We start from the raw sequence: 17742 nt of genomic DNA, 5'->3' as shown, positions 1-17742 counted from the left end.
TCAATAAAGACCAAAGGAGACAGCACAATGATCAAAGAAAGATTGGAACAACTCAGACAGCTAATGGCTGTGCATCATATGGATGCTTACATGATTCCGACTTCAGATTTTCATGAGTCTGAGTATGTAGGTGATTATTTTAAATGCCGTGAATTCATAACCGGTTTTACAGGCTCTGCAGGTACGGCCGTAATCACAATGAATGAAGCAGGACTGTGGACGGATGGCCGTTATTTCGTTCAGGCGGCACAGCAGCTTGCAGAAACCGGGATAACCCTCCGCAAGATGGGGCAGCCCGGAGTCCCGACCATGGAAGAGTACTTAGATGAGGTTCTTCCCGAAGGTGGCTGTCTCGGATTTGACGGACGTGTGGTGAACGGTAAGACTGGAAAAGAATTGGAAGAATTGCTGGAATACAAACATGTGAAACTGGCTCATGAGAAAGACCTTGTGGCAGAGATCTGGAAGGAACGCCCGGAGCTTTCCTCTGAGCCGGTTTGGATTTTAAAAGAAAATTTTGCGGGTAAGTCTGCTCTTGAAAAAATCAAGGAGCTTCGCAGCAAAATGAAAAAAGAAAAGGCCACAGCTCATGTTTTGACTACACTTGATGATATTGCCTGGCTTTTAAATATCAGAGGAAATGACGTGAACTGTAATCCGGTCGTCCTTTCGTATGCGCTGATAACCTTGGACAGCTTCCAATTATATATCAATGAACAGGTATTAAATGAGGAAGTAAGGGGCTATCTCAAAGACCTTGGAATTACGATCTGTCCATATAATGACATTTATAAGGCGGTTGCCCTTTTAAAGAATGAAAAAGTCCTTGTAGAGACGGGCAAAGCCAATTATGCTGTCATAAAAGGAATCGACAGTTCCAACCGGATCATTGATAAGATGAATCCCACCGCACTTGCCAAAGCCATAAAGAATCCCGTAGAAGTGGAAAATATGAAAAAAGCCCACATAAAGGACGGGGTTGCCATGGTAAAATATATTTACTGGCTGAAGCAGCATGTGGGAAAAGAAACCATTACAGAAGTCAGCGCCCAGGAGCATCTGGATCATCTGCGTTCCCAGCAGGAGGGCAACCTTGGATTAAGCTTTGATACCATTTCCGCTTATGGAGCCAATGCTGCCATGTGTCATTATAAAGCAACCGCTGAAAATGATACTCCATTGGAGCCAAGGGGACTGTATCTGGTAGATTCCGGCGGCCAGTATTATGAAGGAACCACAGACGTGACCAGAACCATCGCATTAGGCCCGCTGACCGATGCAGAGCGGGAGCATTTTACGCTGACTGTCATGAGTATGCTTCGTCTGGGAGCAGTGAAGTTCTTGTATGGCTGTCGTGGCCTGACCTTGGATTACGTAGCAAGAGAACCATTCTGGAGCCGCGGCATTAACTTTGATCACGGGACCGGTCATGGAGTGGGATATTTGTTAAATGTCCATGAGCGTCCCAACGGAATCCGCTGGCGCATGGTTCCGGAGCGTCAGGACAACTGTATTTTAGAAGAAGGAATGATCACTTCGGATGAACCAGGTGTCTACATCGAAGGCAGTCATGGTGTCAGAACTGAAAATCTGGTTGTTTGTAAAAAAGCGGAAGAGAATGAATATGGCCAGTTTATGGAATTTGAATTTTTGACAATGGTTCCTATTGACTTGGAGGCCCTTGACAAATCCATTATGACGGAAAAAGATGTAGAGCTTTTAAATAATTATCACCGAGTGGTTTATGAAAAATTGTCTCCGTATGTTTCAGGAGAAGAGGCGCTGTGGCTGAAGGAAAATACAAGATCAATATAAAAAAGAAGGGGTGCAGGACCATAGCATTTATGGTTCTGCACTCTTTTGATCGTCCGCCCTTTTTTTCAGCCGCAGCAGTAAGGGAAATAATGCCTCCAAGTCTTCTTTGGTCAAATTTTTCATTAAAGCATTGGCCTCCCTTAGAAGAGGCTGTTCTTTATTTTCCGTACTAAAAAATTCTATGGGAGTAATTTCAAGATAATCGCAGATTTCAAAAAACTGTTTCATAGAAGGCATTGACCGACCTGAAGAGATCCCCTGAATATAGCTTTTATTTTTCCCTAAATCCAGGCTCATCTGATATTCGGAGATATCTTTTTTCAGGCGAAGCTCCGTAATTCGATTCCTGACAAACTGTTCATCCAACATTCTCACCTCTTGGTTAATAATAAAGGATATTTTATACAAACATTACGTATTATATGCGTAATAATGAGAGAAAAACAAGTTGCATATACGTGTAAAAAGCGTTATCATGTATCATATATGAGTGAAAAAGATGCATAATGAGGTATTCTACCAGGTACAGGGGGACGAATCATGATTGAAAGTTCAGGAAAGGGATTCAATGGGCGGAGCGCCGCAAATGGGTTTCGGGCCGTCCATTACAGTGAAGCGGATCATTTGTATAGAAATATAGGTCTTTTTGCGGATACAGTGCTATTTGAATATTCCTATCCGGACGGACAAATGCAGCTGTCTTCCAATGCAAGGGGACAGCTGGACTTAGAGGCATTGGAGCATTTTTTTGTAAAACACAGGGACAATGCTCCCAAGGCCGGGGAAATTCAGTCTTTTGAAATATGTCTCGGAAAAATGGGAGAGCCATACCACTGGTGCTGCTGTAAGCTTTGTGCAAAATGGGGGGAGGATGGGAAACAGCCAGTGAGCCTTATGGGAAAGCTGCAGGACATCAGTAAATTAAAGAAAAGAGAAGAGCAGCTTATGCTTCAGTCCACCAAGGACGGACTGACGGGTGTTTACAATAAAACCGCTTTTGAATACCGGGTAGAGAAAAAAATGAAGGGCGGAAAAAAAGGCTGGCTGTGTATGATTGATATCGACAATTTTAAGGAAATCAATGATAGTTTTGGGCACCCGGCAGGAGACCGTATCCTGGAGCAGATAGGAGCGGTACTCTGTCAGCTGTTTCCAGAACCGGATCTGATCGGAAGGGTAGGAGGCGACGAATTTGTGGTGTTTACGTCAACCTCCGATGTCCATCAGCGTGCAAAAGATTTTCTGGAACAGGTAGAGCGGATTGTGCCCGAGGAGGAAGGGCGTTTATCGGCCAGCATTGGTATTGTAACCTGTACCGGAATGCACAGAGACGATTATCAGGAACTATTTTCCCAAGCGGACAGAGCCATGTATCGCGCAAAGACTTCCGGTAAAAACCGGATTGCATTCCTTCATAATGACCCCTGGATTATGACTTGAGGGATAAGGGGACCAATAAGAATAAGCAAAATGAGACAGAGAGAACAGACCTGACTTGTTTTGCTTATTTTGCATTTTTCAGTTTATAATGAAATTGAAATACGTATTATGTGGGAGCATAAGGCAAATCCACCAATGTAAAATCATGATCAATGGCTGGTAAAAATTTGTTTAAAAGATCCGAAGTCTTAAACTTCAGACTTGAAGTGTTGATGCAGGGATGACAGGCAAAATATTCCTGAGACAGCACCTCCCGGTCGATCAGTAATCGGACGCGGTGGTCTTTGTCATTCATAAGTCCCATGACAGATACGGAGCCAGGGGTAATGTCCAGAAACTTTTCCATGAATTCCGGTTCCGCAAAGGTAAGTCTTGCAGAACCAATCTGCTTGGAAAGAACAGCCGTCCGGAATTTTTTAGCGCCAGGCAGCAGGAGCAGGTAGAAATCGGTTCTTTGCGCATTGCAGAGAAATAGATTTTTACAAACCTCGGTTTGTAAGAGGATATCCACCTCCCGGCAGGACTCGATCGTAGGGAGCGCAGAATGATCCAGCCGCTGATAATGGATTCCCAGCCGGTCCAACCGGTCATAAGCTCTTATTTCTTTGTCCAGCCGTCCGGTCAAATCGGAAGGCCGCCCATTGTAAATGGTCTTGTCGGGGAAAAATGGTTCACAAAGATCAGCCATAATGTCACACTTCCTTTTGTCTTTTAGCATTTATTATATCTGCGGGAAGGAAAAATGCAAGCTTTTTTCCGCAGACAAGCGGATTTTGATGGTTTTATGGGAAAGATTGTATTATAATAGTCATAGATACAGGAACAGATCAATGCCCGGCGTAAGATCAGGAACAAACCTGATTTTGCTGAAAAGCCGGGATTTTATTTTGTTCAGAATGATAAGAGAAAAGGTGGAAGTTATTTATGATAGATAACAGGTTAAAGAGGGAACAGTTTCGTAAGCAGGGAATGGGGAAGGACAAGGAATTGGAGCTGGAGAAGCGTAAGGATAAGAGTAAAGGTGGGGAGAAGAAATGGGATAAGGGAGTAGAAAAGAAGCGGGGGAAGGGGGAGGAAAAAAATAGGGGGAAGGCCGGAGAAAAGAAGTGGGAAAAGAGTGGAGACTGGAATCGGGATAAGGGCAGGGAGAGCTCTAAAGAGAGGGATACGGAACGCTATAAGGATCATTCCAAAGATTACAGTAAGAATAGAAATAAGGAACAGAACAGGGATTACAAAGATAAAGACAGATCCTATGGGAAAGGACGTAACTCAGGGAGAGGCTCATCCATGTGTCCGGTTTTCCAAAAGTGTGGAGGGTGTCAGCTTTTGGATATGCCATATGAAAAACAGCTTGAGCAGAAACAAAAACAGTTGGAAATTTTGCTGAAGCCTTATTGCCATATCGAACCAATCATTGGAATGAAGAATCCTTATTATTACCGCAATAAGGTGCATGCTGTGTTTGACTATGAGAAGGGAACTCCCATTTCCGGCGTTTATGAAGCCAACTCCCATCGGGTTGTTCCGGTAGAAAAATGTATGATCGAGGATCAAAAGTCAGATGAGATTATCGGTACCATAAGAGGTATGCTGAAATCGTTTAAAATTCGTACCTATAAGGAAGACACAGGTTATGGATTGCTTCGTCATGTTTTGATCCGCCGTGGGTTTGCTACCGGAGAAATTATGGTAGTTCTGGTTACTGCATCACCAGTATTTCCATCAAAAAATAATTTTGTTAAAGCATTAAGAGAAAAGCATCCCGAAATAACTACAGTGATTCAGAATGTCAATAACCGGGATACCAGCATGGTTCTGGGAGACAAAGAGCATGTACTGTTTGGAAAAGGATTTATTGAAGATGTTTTATGCGGCTGCCGTTTCCGGATATCTTCCAATTCTTTTTATCAGGTAAATCCGGTTCAAACGGAAGTTCTTTATCAATTGGCCATTAAAGCAGCAGGGCTTACAGGAAAAGAGCGGGTGATCGATGCTTATTGCGGGATCGGTACCATTGGAATTGTTGCCAGCAGCCATGCAAAAGAAGTTATCGGAGTAGAACTGAACCGGGATGCTGTACGGGATGCCGTGGAAAATGCAAAAATAAATGGGGTTAAGAATGCAAGGTTCTTCTGCAATGATGCAGGGAAATTTATGGTAAATATGGCGGAAAACGGAGAACATGCTGACGTGGTATTCATGGATCCGCCGAGAAGCGGAAGTACAGAGGAATTTATTGAATCGGTTGCAAAACTTAAACCGGAGAAGGTTGTGTATGTTTCCTGCGGGCCAGAAACACTTGCCAGGGATTTGGAGTATTTTAGGAAGATGGGGTATGAGGCGAAGAAAGGGTGGGGAGTGGATTTGTTTCCGGCGACTGGGCATGTTGAGACCATTTGTTTGATGTCTAAAAAATAAAGTCCGGAAAGCCTTGAGAATACTGGGTTTCATAAAATAAAAGTAAATCTGTCCACTCGACTTATACCCTTGATGTGTGTCTGCGGGAACATATCAAGGGTTTATTTTTATGCAAAATTTGAGCCTAAAATTAGGTAGGGTTGAGTGGACAGAATAGATAAATTAGTAGGGTTGAGGAGATAGGATGGATGGAATAATGTATGTGTATTTTGATTTAAAGAAGAGATGTTGGTAAATTGAAAAATTCACGTTTGCGTGATATACTTAATAGAGTTACTAATTGAAACTGCAAGGAGGCTAAACAGATGGCAGTATGCTATAAGAAGCTGTTTCATTTGTTAATAGAAAAAGAAATGACAAATGCGGATTTACAGAAACAAGCTGGCTTTTCCGCTAATATTATTACTCGACTTAAAAGAAACGGATATGTTTCACTGGAAACTATAGAAAGTATATGTAGAACATTAAATTGTGGTGTGGACGATATATTGGAGTTTGTTTCTGATGAAGATAAAAAGTAATTTCTATTTGGCTGATTATAAATTGCACCAAAGGAGGGATAGAATGCATATATATGCAATTATGGATATCAATGAGGAAGATATTCAGGATTATGATCAATCATTGCTCAATATTCTCCTGAAAGATAGAACTACAAATCAAAATATAATATGGGCTACAAATGATTATTCAAAATTTGGCGATATGTATAAGGCCGAATGTGAAATTAAGGCACATCTAATTACAAACCCTAAGAAAAAACTGATACAACCTAGAACAACTAAGAGTTACAAGAAAAAGAGTGTTAGAACAAGAGAAAAGGCTGAAGTCTTTACGCCTTCATGGATATGCAATGAACAAAACAACCTCTTTGATGAACAATGGTTTGGCAGAAAAGATGTTTTTAATATTCAAAAAAATAAATCATGGGAACCAATAAATGAAAAGATTATCTTTCCAAATGAAAAGGGACGCACGTGGCGAGATTATATTGATGCCAGAAGAATGGAAATCTCCTGTGGAGAGGCACCATATCTGGTCAGTCGATATGATACCGTTACTGGAGAAAAGATTGAATTGCAATCCCGTATAGGCCTCCTAGACCGCAAAATGCGTGTAGTAAACGAAAATGTTGACAATGAAGATGAATGGAAAAAATGGGCTGAACGAGCCTTTCAAAGTATATATGGGTATGAATATCAAGGCGATAACTTGCTTTTAGCTCGTGAAAATCTTTTATATACATACATTGAAAATAAGAAATTCAAATTCGGTCGAGAACCAGAAATAAAAGAATTGAAGCGAATTGCCACCATTATATCTTGGAATTTGTGGCAGATGGATGGCATTACATTTACAGTTCCGTTATGTGATATGCGAGGCTGGTATAGACAATTATCATTATTTGATAGCTTTGAAAATCTTCACAGTGGCAAAGAACCTAAATATTGTAGAATTAAAGACTGGCGATCAAAGGTTATCGTTGAATATAGATCTTTAGTAGGGGGTGCGAACTGATGGATAGTTTATTTACACCATCTTTTGAATATAAGCTAATATATATCTTTGAAATAAGGGATGAAACCCATAAGGGATTACTAAAAATAGGCGACACTACTATTCAAACAGAGGAATCTATTGATAACCTTCCTCCAAATTGTAAAGCATTAAACCAAGCTGCAAAAACTCGTATTAAGGAATACACCAATACAGCAGGTATTTCATTTGAGCTTTTACATACAGAACTTGCTGTTCGTACTATAAAGGATGAAAAAGGAATGCCTGTTCTAAGGGCATTCAGAGACCACCATGTACATAGAGTGTTGGAAAACTCCGGCATCAAGAAAAAGCAGCTAAAAAACTCTACAAGTCGTGAATGGTTTAAAGTGGATATTAAAACCGCAATTAAAGCGATAGAGGCTGTGAAAAAAGGACAGTACAATCTTTCTAATGCCACATCGGATACTTTCACACCCATTGTGTTCAGACCAGAGCAGGAAGCAGCTATTGAGAAGACATTAAAGCAATTTAAAAATGGCAACAGGATGTTATGGAATGCAAAAATGCGTTTTGGTAAGACATTATGCGCCCTTGAAGTAGTTCGAAAATCAAAGTTTAATAAAACTATTATTATTACACACAGACCTGTTGTCGATATCGGTTGGTTTGAAGATTTTGGTAAAATATTTCACGGAATGAATGATTATATTTATGGTTCAAAAAGCAGCGGATATACCGTTGACCAATTGCTGAAATCCAATAAGAATTTTGTATACTTTGCCTCTATTCAGGATTTAAGGGAATCCAAGAGAGTAGGTGGTAAATACGAAAAAAATGATGATGTATTTGATACTATTTGGGATTTTGTCATAGTTGATGAAGCCCACGAAGGTACAACTACGGCATTAGGAGATACTGTGATAAAGAATATTGTCAAAGAAGATAGTGGATATGAAACAAAATTCCTTGCTCTTTCTGGTACCCCGTTTAATATTCTGCGTGATTATGATGATAACATATATACTTGGGATTATGTTATGGAGCAAAGCCGCAAGCGTGAATGGGATAGTTTGCATTTTGGAGATTCAAACCCTTATGATGAATTGCCAGAATTAAGAATTTTTACATATGACCTAGGAAAAATCATAGCAGATAATCGTTATGTTGAGTTGGAAGATAAAGCATTTAATTTCCGTGAATTTTTTTGTGTTTGGACAGGGGACATGAAGATTGACCGTAAACCTCTCCCAGTAGGAGTAAAAGTGGGGGATTTCTTTCACGCAGAAGATGTGTGGAGTTTTCTTAATCTGATTACCAAAGATGATAAGGATAGTCAGTACCCTTACTCTACGGAAGAATATCGCTCTTTATTTAAGCACTCACTGTGGATGGTTCCAGGTGTAAAGGAAGCAAGAGCTTTGAGTAAGATGATGAGAAAACATCCCGTTTTCGGTAATGGGGTTTTTGAAATTGTTAATGTTGCAGGAGATGGTGACGAAGAAGAAAAATCTGAAGATGCTTTAAAAAAGGTCCGAGATGCCATTAATAGTGCAGGAGAAGATGGTTATACTATAACACTTTCCTGCGGTAAATTAACCACAGGAGTTACTGTGCCGGAATGGACAGCTGTATTTATGCTTTCAGGTTCATTCTCTACTTCTGCTGCCAATTACCTGCAAACAATATTTCGTGTTCAATCACCTTGTAATAAAAATGGGAAAATCAAACGTTATTGTTATGTATTCGATTTTGCACCAGATAGAACACTAAAGATGGTTGCTGAATCGGTTGCAATATCTACTAAGGCAGGAAAAGCAGATGAATCTGACAGACGCATAATGGGGGAATTCTTAAATTATTGCCCTGTTATTGCTGTTGATGGAACTGCTATGAAAAAATACAACACAAATAGGTTGTTGCAGCAACTAAAACGTGCCTATGCTGAACGTGCAGTTAAGAATGGATTTGATGATAATAATCTATATAATGATGAATTACTAAAACTTGATAATATCGATTTAGAAAAATTCAAGAAACTAAAAGGTATTGTAGGTGCATCAAAAGCAGCCCCTAAATCTAAAGATATCGAAATTAATCGTCAAGGCTTTACAGATGAAGAATACGAAGAAATTAAACGAATTGAGAAAAAACCAAAAAGAGAGCGTACTCCAGAAGAGGAAGAAAAATTTAAAGAAATAGCTGAGAAAAACAAACAAGCTGCAAATGCACGTTCTATTCTCCGTGGTATTTCTATCCGTATGCCTTTGCTGATTTATGGTGCAGACATAAATTTTTATGAAGATATTACTATAGAAAAGCTGGTTGACATAGTAGATGATTCTTCCTGGGAAGAGTTTATGCCAAAAGGTGTAACAAAAGAAATGTTTAAAGATTTTATCAAATATTATGATCCTGAAATCTTTGTAGCTGCAGGAAGAAATATTCGTAATGCTGTAAAAAGTGCCGATGAACTATCTCCAACAGAACGTGTACAAAAGATAGCACAGCTTTTCTCTTGCTTTAAAAATCCGGATAAAGAGACTGTCTTAACACCATGGAGGGTTGTAAATATGCATATGGGAGATTGTCTTGGTGGCTATAATTTCTACGATAAGGAATACAATGAGCCCATAGAGGAGCCAAGATATATTGACCATGGTAAAGTTACAGAAGATACTTTCGGCAATAAAGATGCCAAGATACTTGAAATCAATTCCAAGACAGGTCTTTATCCACTCTATGTAACATATAGCATTTTCCGTAGCAAATGTGCTAATTACTCAGAAGATGAACTGACTGCTGAAATTGAAGAAAAACTTTGGAATGAGACGGTTCAGCAGAATGTGTTTATTATCTGCAAAACACCAATGGCAAAATCCATAACAAGGCGTACTTTAGTGGGATTTAAAGATGTTCCTATAAATTCACACTATTTTGATGATCTTATTAATATGTTGAAAAATAAACCCAAGCAGTTTGCTAACAGAGTAAAAAAACCAAGCTATTGGAAAATAAAAGGAGAGAAAGAAATGAAGTTTGATGCAATTGTAGGTAATCCTCCATATCAAATTAGTGATGGTGGTTATGGTGATAGTGCTAAACCAATATATAATCTTTTTATCGAACAGGCTAAGGCACTTAACCCTAAGCATTTATCTATGATTATTCCTGCAAGATGGTATTCAGGCGGAAAAGGGTTGGACTCTTTTAGAAAAAATATGTTGAATGATGACCAATTAAATGTTATCCATGATTTTCTGGAAACATCTGATTGTTTCTCAAATGTAAATATCCGTGGTGGTGTTTGCTACTTTCTATGGTCTAAAGATAAACATGATGACTGTACCGTTTATAATCATCAAAATAACACAGTGGTAAGCGTATTAAAGCGACCTTTGTTAGAAAAAGACGCAGAAACATTTATTAGGTTTAATAAAGCTATAACTATACTAAGAAAAGTACAAGCATTTCAAGAGCCAACTATGGATAAATTAGTAAGTTCAAGAAAACCTTTTGGTTTGGCTACAAATTTTACAAAGTATATTGCGGAGCCTGATTCAACTTACAATATATTAATATACCGTAATGGTGGGATTGGTTATACATCAATAAAGGAAATTACTAAAGGAATCGATGAATACTTTGATTATGTAAAAGTAATTGTATCCAAAGCAAGCCCTGGTGGAGACGATTATCCACATTTGGTAATTAGCGAACCTATTATTGCCGATAAGAAAACAGCGTGTACTGAAACATATTTAGTTGTTAGCACTTTAAACTCTATTCAAGAGGCAGAACATCTGAAAAAATATATGGCAACTAAATTTTTCCGTTTTCTTGTTTTATTAATTAAAAATACTCAAGATGTTCCAAAACGTGTATATGCTTATGTTCCACAGCAAGATTTTACAAAAGAATGGAATGATGAAGTTCTGTATGCTAAATATGGTATCACAGATGATGAAGTCGCTTTTATAAATACGTTGGTAAAGGATGTTGATTGGAATCTGGACTAATTGAAGTAAAATATTTAAATCTATAAATTAGACTAATAAAGTATGATAAAAATCCTTTATAGAATGAATCAGTAGAATGTGAATTTCTGTATATGTTGAAGGAGTTACTAAAATGTGGGGAAAAGCAAGTATTTAATTCAACCTTTACCTTATTGTTCTACATTGATATGTTTATGACTGAAGGTAAACCTTGAATGCATTAATAAGATATTAATGTAGAACACAAGGTGTGGTTTTAATAAGTGAGGGGGATAATGTGATGTATATTTCTAAATTGCAAATTAATAATTATAGAAATTTTAGCGATATAGTTATCAATTTTAATGATGGAATTAATGCAATTATTGGGCATAACAATGCTGGAAAATCAAATTTGATAAAAGCACTGTCCATAATATTTGACCCAGCTACAAAAAAGCAATTAGAAATTGATGATTTTAATAAATATATACCACTAGAGAAATTAAAAGCGGAGCCACCTAAAATTACAATAGCTGTTACTATTATGCAAAGTAAAGATGAAGATTTGATGTCAGATGACTTGGTTACGGTTAGTAATTGGTTAATAAAGTTGGAAGAACCATATGAAGCACAACTGACTTATGAGTTCTTTTTGCCAACCAAAGAACATTCAAAATATATTTCATTGGTGCAGACTTCAACAAGTACACAAGAAGTATGGAAAATAATACAAGAGGAATTTATTAGACTGTATACATATAAAATTTGGGGTGGTAATCCCATCAATCAAGTAACTGCGGATGGAGAATCGTTGCAAAAGTTTGATTTTCAATTTTTAGATGCTATCCGTGATGTAGAAAGAGACATGTTTACAGGGAAAAACACCTTATTAAAAAATGTTCTAGATTTTTTTATGGATTATAATATTAAATCCAATGATAATGTTTCAAAAGAAGAAAAACTGTTGGCTATAAAAGTGAAAAAGCAAGAGTTCTCGACTGCAGCAGATACTTTATTGAGCAAACTTCATGAAAGAATGACCGAGGGTAAGCAGCAAATCCTTTCTTATGCAAAAGAGGTAGGGGCATCCTTTGATAAATCTATTCCTAATTTTGATGGAAGTATTTCTGATATAGAATTGTACTCTGCTTTAAAACTTATTGTCGAATATGAAACTGGAATAAAGATACCAGTTTCTAACAATGGTTTGGGATACAATAATTTAATATATATATCTTTGCTGCTATCAAAAATGCAAGTTGATTCAGATGGTAAGTATTTAGGAAGTAATGCAAAAGTGTTTCCTATTTTATCGATTGAGGAACCTGAAGCACATTTACATCCATCTATGCAACATCAGTTTTTGAAATTCTTAAGGAAAAATAGATTTCAAAATAAGGTAAGGCAAATATTTATTACTACCCATTCGACACATATAACTTCATCGATTTCGCTTGATGAAATGATTTGTCTTTATAAAGATAAAGATAAAACTTGCGTGGGTTATCCAGGGAAAGTATTTGGTTCAAATGAAAAAAGTAAAAAATACGTACAGCGATTTTTAGATGCAACAAAATCTGATATGTTATTTTCGGAAAAGGTTATTTTAGTAGAAGGAATAGCTGAGCAATTACTACTATCTATCTTTGCACAATATAATGGATTATCTTTGGAAGAAAAACATGTGTCAGTAGTCAATGTTGGGGGAAGATATTTTAACCATTTCTTATATTTATTTGATAGTAGAAACCCTTTTGCAATAAAAAGGAAGGTAGTTTGTTTGACTGACATAGATCCGGAAAGAAAACAAAAAAGTGGTACAAATTTTACTAAATGCTATCCATTTGAATTAAATGTAGAAATCGGTGTATATGACTTTCAACAAAATACATATTTAGATATATATGAGGAAAATAAACATCCTAATATTGCGTCTTTTACTCAAGACAAAAAGTATGGAAAAACATTTGAGTATGAGTTAATATTGGCCAACCCATCACTGGAATTGTTAATAACTGACTCGATTGATAATGCAGATGAGATTAAAAGACTAATGGAAGCCTATAAAAATGGCCAATCATTATCAAAGCTTGAAAGTCTGCTTCGTAATAGTAAAGAAAATACTCGTATAATTGAAGCTATTAACAAAATAGAGAATGGTTGGGAAGATGATGATAAGAAAAAAGCAATTATTGCTGCGAGATATTTGAATTCAGTAGGGAAGGGAGAAAATGCTTTAGAATTAGCATATGTACTCCAAGAAAATCTCGCTAAGAAAGGTACTAATGAGTTTAAAGAGTTTAAAGTTCCCGGATATATAAGTAAGGCTATAGAATGGGTGTGTAAGGAATGATTATTAATTCTGATACGAAAATACCAATTGAAAATCATTTTAGAGTGGCTGCGGGCCCTGGGGCAGGAAAAACACATTGGCTGGTAAACCATATTAATAATATTTTGCAGACTTCTAATAGATTGGCACAGACAAGAAAAATTGCATGCATAACGTATACTAATATTGCGGTAGATACAATCTTATGCCGACTTGGGACTGCAGCGAATCAAGTTGAGGTATCAACTATACATAGCTTTTTATATAGGCATATTGTAAAACCATATTGTTTTTTTCTATCTACAGATTTTGAATTAAATGCAGAAAAGTTAGATGGACATGATGATACAATAGTTAGTTATCGGAGAACAAAGGAATGGATAGAGAATCATCCTAGAGTAAGCGAATTAAAACATCCTTTTTCACTTAACCAATTAATTAATTTACCTAACAACAAGAAGGCTCTGATGAATTGGTTAGGTTCACTGAATTATGAATTTGATGATTCAAACGAGTTAAAAATTATAGGTAATAGAAATAAAGCTATTTTTATAGATAGTGAAGGAATTACTCGTTTAAATAACAAGTGTCTGGAAATACTTGAGTCAAACTTATTGGGGTATAAAAAATTGTATTGGAAAGATGGGTTAGTTGATCATAATGACATTCTATACTTTAGTTATGAACTTATAAAAAAGTATCCTTTTATCCTAACGATACTGAGGGCAAAGTTCCCTTATTTTTTAGTAGATGAATTTCAAGATACTAATCCAATACAGGCTAAATTATTGAATATGATTGCTGAATCAGAAACGATGGTGGGAGTTATTGGAGATCAAGCACAATCAATTTATTCATTCCAAGGGGCAAAGCCTGAACAGTTCTCTAGTTTTTACCTTACAAATTTAACTGATTATACAATGATAGATAATCGCAGAAGTACCAATCAGATTATTGATGTACTAAATAATGTACGTAAAGATATACAACAAAATAAATATAGAAATGTTAACAATGATATTCCGACTATTATTGTTGGAGAGAGAAATAAGGCATTTCATAAAGCTAAAGAGTTAAGTAAAAATGAAGATATATATTCACTATCTAGAGAAAATATTACTTCAAATGCTATGAAAATTGAGATAGAGGATACAAAATTGGAACAAGGTTTACTTGACCATTTAATAGATGCAGATAGTAACTCTCATAGATGCAAAGCAGTAGCATCATTTATAAGCGCAGTGGAACTTTCAAAATACGGAAAATACAAGGAAGCTGTAAAAAAGATAGAGTATTTATTCAAAGTTAAGGACGATCCAATAAATGCAAAGAAAGCAGCTCTTAATTGCTTATGTTTTTTACTAGAAAATCATTTTACCTATAAAGATATGTGCTTGATGGAGTTTTATAATGTTTTGAAAACAAATATTGATAATAATCTAGCTGGTTTTAGAAATGGTCGTGCTAAGACTTTTTATGAAACTTATACATATCAACAATTAAGCCTATGCGTAAATATTGTTGAAGATACAAGTAAACACAAAACTATTCATAAAGCCAAGGGTGATGAGTTTAATAATGTTTTGCTTGTTTTAGAAGAAAAGGATTTAGATTTTTTATTAAAACCAAATCTTATGGGTGACGAAGAACATAGGGTTTATTATGTTGCAATTAGTAGAGCTAGAGAAAGATTGTTCATTAATGTTCCAACTTTATCCGACAAAAAAGTTAATAAACTGAGAAAGATATTCAAAATTATAGCATTAAATGATTGAGTTTAATCAGTGTAAGTGTTCATGTGTTCAAAACATGTAGAGACTGCAGTAATCTGATAAAGTTATATTACTTAATTTCTAAAATTTGTTTTAGGAGAAATAGATAAAAGCTCTTGAAGCTGGTATTTGACTTCGAGGGCTTTAATTTATGCACTCTTACTCATAAAGTTCAGGAAGTGGTCAACATCATATATTATAATTTAAAGGAAGCTATTAAAGCTCATAAGGAGGTGATGCCTATGCTTGCGTTGATATAGGTAGTCTAGCTTTAATAACAAACATAAAGGAGGAATCAAACATGATCGGTATTGAGCAATACCAAAAAATCCAAGAGTACAAAGAACTTGGACTTGCCCAGACCAAGACTGCTAAAGCGCTGGAGATCACCTATACTACTGTCAGTAAATACTGGAACATGAGCAAAGAGGATTATGCCATGGAAGCTGAGCAGGAAAAGCACCATATGGATAATTATCGACAGTACATATTAGAGCAATTGAAAATATGCCCACAAATCCGGGATACCAATATCTATCTCAAATTAATGGAAACTTTTCCTGATTTACAAGTTAAACGAGCTACTTTTTATCGCTATATGAAGGCCCTAAGGGAACAGCACGGGTATCAGCATACCAGTAAGCGGAAAATCTCACCACGTGAAGTCTCGCCACCAGGATATGAAGCGCAAGCTGATTTTGGTCAGTACAAACTTAAAGATATGTATGGACGAATTGTGAGGGTATATTTCTATTGTATGGTTCTGAGTTATAGCAGAATGAAATTTGTTTACTTCTCACCAGATCCCTTCACGACCGAAACAGCTATAAAAGCTCACAATTATGCTTTCCAGTATTTTGGAGGAAGACCACAGACAATTCTATATGATCTTGATCGGGTCTATGTGGTTAGCGAAAATCTAGGTAATATTATGTTTGTACCGGTCTTTGAAAAATATGTAAAGCGTATCGGCTACAGTGTTTCATTATGCAGGCCAAGAGATCCTCAGAGTAAAGGTAAGGTAGAAGAGGTAATTGGATATGTTAAGCAAAGTTTTCTGGAGGGGAGGGTATATACCGGAATTGACAGTCTTAACAGTGCAGCTCTTGCATGGTTGGATAGAGAAGGCAACGGGAGAGTTCATACTGTGACTAAAAAAGTGCCGCGAGAAATGTTCATAGAAGAACAAAAACAGCTTTTTCATGTTAAAACATATTCAGAGGTATCAAGTACTGTAGCATCCTTTGATTCCAATGGAGTGGTCAGCTATAAAGGGAATCGTTATCAGATTGATGTCGGTGTGATGGATGCACATCAACGCATACGTATAGAGGATGATGGTGAAATACTTCTATTTTATGATACTGATACTAATGAATTATTAGCTAAGTATCCAGTAACAGAAGATACTGGGCAGATATTCAAACCTGAAGGAAATAATAACAGAAACAGGGTTTCTCATGATCTTATAAAACAATATTTTGCAGAGTATGAAATAGCTCAGGAATTTATACGGCGGATGGAACAGGAACAACCAAAATATTTTAATAGCCATTGCATTCGCTTAAATCGCATGACGAAGTTTTATTCGATGGGGCAAATGCTTGATGGGATAAGATACTGCATTGAGACTGAACGCTGTAATGCCTATGAACTTTTGGCCTACATGATGTATAAGCATGGTGAGCAGATAGCGAAGAAGTTCTTACCAAATCAACAGTATTTCAACCATCTGACACGTAGCAAGGAGATAAGGAGGGAAATCGATGGCTGATATAACTGAAATCCGCGAGTTGGCTAAGAAGCTAAATCTATGGAATATTGCCAGGGGATATATTGATTTGAATGATGAGAAACTGTCCAACCTAGATTATCTTCAGATGATATTACAAAAAGAACTAGAGATACGAGCCAGACAAAAACAGATCAAGCTAAGAAGGGCAAGCAAACTTCTAAACAAAGTATTTGAACTATCAAATTTAAACAAAGGTTTGGAATGGCAGATAAAACAATTATCCCATCTGACGTGGCTCAATGAAGAACAAAACCTTATTTTACTTGGTAAATGTGGGACAGGCAAAACTAGTCTTGCAGTTCATCTTGGAGAAACAGCGATCGACAATGGACATAAAACTTACTATGCATCCATTGATGTTTTTATATCTATTGTAGAGAACAAAGATATAAACCCAAAAGCAGGAGTAACCTTCTCCTATATGCGAGAATGTGACTTGATTATTATTGATGATGTATTTTATCTAGAACCAACTAGGTCAGAGCTACAGGCTTTTTATCGAGCAGTTACTTTTCTTAATGAAACAAGGAGTATCATTTTTATTACCAATCGTGAAATATCTGCATGGTTAGATGCAGTGGAAGACAAACATCTTTGCCAGACTCTGTTAGATAGAATAACAGCCAATTGTCAGATTATTCGTTTGACTGACAGATAAAATAAAATACTCACCTCTTTTCTAGAAAAGGG

Annotated in this window: 12 protein-coding genes; 10 read left to right on the top strand and 2 right to left on the bottom strand. The window is 36.7% G+C overall.

The window, feature by feature from the left end:
• Positions 1-27 precede the first annotated feature (27 nt).
• Entirely contained in the window at positions 28-1815 is a 1788-nt protein-coding gene (locus VIG27_RS11790) for an aminopeptidase P family protein (protein WP_394522718.1), read from the top strand.
• Between the two features lie 27 nt (positions 1816-1842).
• Here the strand turns inward: VIG27_RS11790 and VIG27_RS11785 are convergent, their stop codons facing one another.
• Positions 1843-2181, bottom strand: a complete 339-nt coding sequence (locus VIG27_RS11785) for a helix-turn-helix transcriptional regulator (RefSeq protein WP_394527549.1) — start codon at positions 2179-2181, stop codon at positions 1843-1845.
• 174 nt (positions 2182-2355) lie between these two features.
• Here VIG27_RS11785 and VIG27_RS11780 point away from each other — a divergent pair, with 174 nt between their 5' ends.
• Positions 2356-3255 (top strand): GGDEF domain-containing protein, encoded by a 900-nt coding sequence (locus tag VIG27_RS11780; RefSeq protein WP_394522717.1) that lies wholly within the window; start codon positions 2356-2358, stop codon positions 3253-3255.
• A gap of 106 nt (positions 3256-3361) precedes the next feature.
• Here VIG27_RS11780 and VIG27_RS11775 read toward each other — a convergent pair whose 3' ends face one another.
• Positions 3362-3943: a prolyl-tRNA synthetase associated domain-containing protein gene (locus VIG27_RS11775; RefSeq protein WP_394522716.1), complete on the bottom strand. Its 582-nt coding sequence runs from the start codon at positions 3941-3943 to the stop codon at positions 3362-3364.
• A gap of 236 nt (positions 3944-4179) precedes the next feature.
• On the opposite strand from VIG27_RS11775, the gene rlmD reads away from it, so the two are divergent.
• From rlmD to VIG27_RS11735, 8 genes are all read left to right on the top strand, one after another.
• The gene (gene rlmD, locus VIG27_RS11770) at positions 4180-5676 is read left to right on the top strand and encodes a 23S rRNA (uracil(1939)-C(5))-methyltransferase RlmD (RefSeq protein ID WP_394522715.1); all 1497 of its coding nucleotides are present in this window, start codon (positions 4180-4182) and stop codon (positions 5674-5676) included.
• A gap of 305 nt (positions 5677-5981) precedes the next feature.
• Positions 5982-6197, top strand: a complete 216-nt coding sequence (locus tag VIG27_RS11765) for a helix-turn-helix domain-containing protein (protein ID WP_394522714.1) — start codon at positions 5982-5984, stop codon at positions 6195-6197.
• Between the two features lie 43 nt (positions 6198-6240).
• Positions 6241-7194 carry a restriction endonuclease subunit M gene (locus VIG27_RS11760; RefSeq protein ID WP_394522713.1) on the top strand — a complete coding sequence of 318 codons (954 nt, stop codon included), beginning with the start codon at positions 6241-6243 and terminating at the stop codon, positions 7192-7194.
• Complete coding sequence (locus VIG27_RS11755; protein WP_394522712.1) at positions 7194-11192, top strand: Eco57I restriction-modification methylase domain-containing protein; 3999 nt, start codon at positions 7194-7196, stop codon at positions 11190-11192. The genes VIG27_RS11760 and VIG27_RS11755 overlap by 1 nt, the downstream gene beginning before the upstream one ends.
• A gap of 259 nt (positions 11193-11451) precedes the next feature.
• A complete protein-coding gene (locus VIG27_RS11750) occupies positions 11452-13506 on the top strand; it encodes an ATP-dependent nuclease (protein WP_394522711.1) in 2055 nt (684 codons plus the stop codon).
• The gene (locus tag VIG27_RS11745; RefSeq protein WP_394522710.1) at positions 13503-15260 is read left to right on the top strand and encodes a UvrD-helicase domain-containing protein; all 1758 of its coding nucleotides are present in this window, start codon (positions 13503-13505) and stop codon (positions 15258-15260) included. Before VIG27_RS11750 ends, VIG27_RS11745 begins: the two co-directional genes overlap by 4 nt.
• 298 nt (positions 15261-15558) lie before the next feature.
• Positions 15559-17031 carry an IS21 family transposase gene (gene istA, locus VIG27_RS11740; protein WP_394522709.1) on the top strand — a complete coding sequence of 491 codons (1473 nt, stop codon included), beginning with the start codon at positions 15559-15561 and terminating at the stop codon, positions 17029-17031.
• Complete coding sequence (locus tag VIG27_RS11735; RefSeq protein WP_394522708.1) at positions 17024-17710, top strand: ATP-binding protein; 687 nt, start codon at positions 17024-17026, stop codon at positions 17708-17710. The genes istA and VIG27_RS11735 overlap by 8 nt, the downstream gene beginning before the upstream one ends.
• The last annotated feature ends 32 nt before the right edge of the window (positions 17711-17742 follow it).

Origin of the sequence: Lacrimispora sinapis, assembly GCF_043633585.1 — a bacterium.
Taxonomy (GTDB): Bacteria; Bacillota; Clostridia; order Lachnospirales; family Lachnospiraceae; genus Lacrimispora; species Lacrimispora sinapis.
This window is presented reverse-complemented; position numbering and strand designations above follow the sequence as displayed.